Raw genomic sequence first — 521 nt, forward strand, 5'->3', positions numbered from 1 at the left:
GGTGTTGTCGAGCAGGCCGACATACCACTTCACCGACCAGCCGCCCCACACCGTCACCAGCTTGGAGGCGTTGAACGAGTAGATCACCAGGATCAGCATCGGCAGGTAGATGAACAGCAAGCCCAGCACCAGCATCAGCTTGGAGAAACTGAAGCGTTTCATGCGCGGCCCTCCATCTCTTTGGCCTGGCTACGGTTGAACAGCAGGATGGGCACGATCAGGATCGCCAGCATCACTACCGCCAGGGCAGAAGCCACCGGCCAGTCACGGTTGTTGAAGAACTCTTGCCACAGCACCTTGCCGATCATCAGGGTTTCCGGGCCGCCGAGCAGCTCAGGGATGACGAACTCGCCCACCACCGGGATGAACACCAGCATGCAGCCGGCGATGATGCCGTTCTTCGACAGCGGCACAGTGATCTTCCAGAAGCTGTTGAAGGTACTCGAACCCAGGTCCGAAGCGGCCTCCAGCAGCGACGGGTCGTGCTTCACCAGGTTGGCGAACAGCGGCAGGATCATGAA

At 59.9% G+C, this 521-nt stretch carries 1 protein-coding gene and 1 pseudogene; both read right to left on the bottom strand.

Going from position 1 to position 521, the window contains the following annotated elements:
* A pseudogene (locus GYA94_RS21330) lies at window positions 1–162 on the bottom strand (putrescine ABC transporter permease PotI); the annotation flags it as partial.
* Window positions 159–521, bottom strand: a 363-nt coding sequence (locus GYA94_RS21335) for an ABC transporter permease subunit (RefSeq protein WP_161893056.1), incomplete at its 5' end; no start/stop codon positions are given. The pseudogene GYA94_RS21330 and the gene GYA94_RS21335, both read right to left, overlap by 4 nt.

The sequence above is a fragment of the Pseudomonas juntendi genome (assembly GCF_009932375.1).
GTDB classification, from domain to species: Bacteria; Pseudomonadota; Gammaproteobacteria; order Pseudomonadales; family Pseudomonadaceae; genus Aquipseudomonas; species Aquipseudomonas juntendi.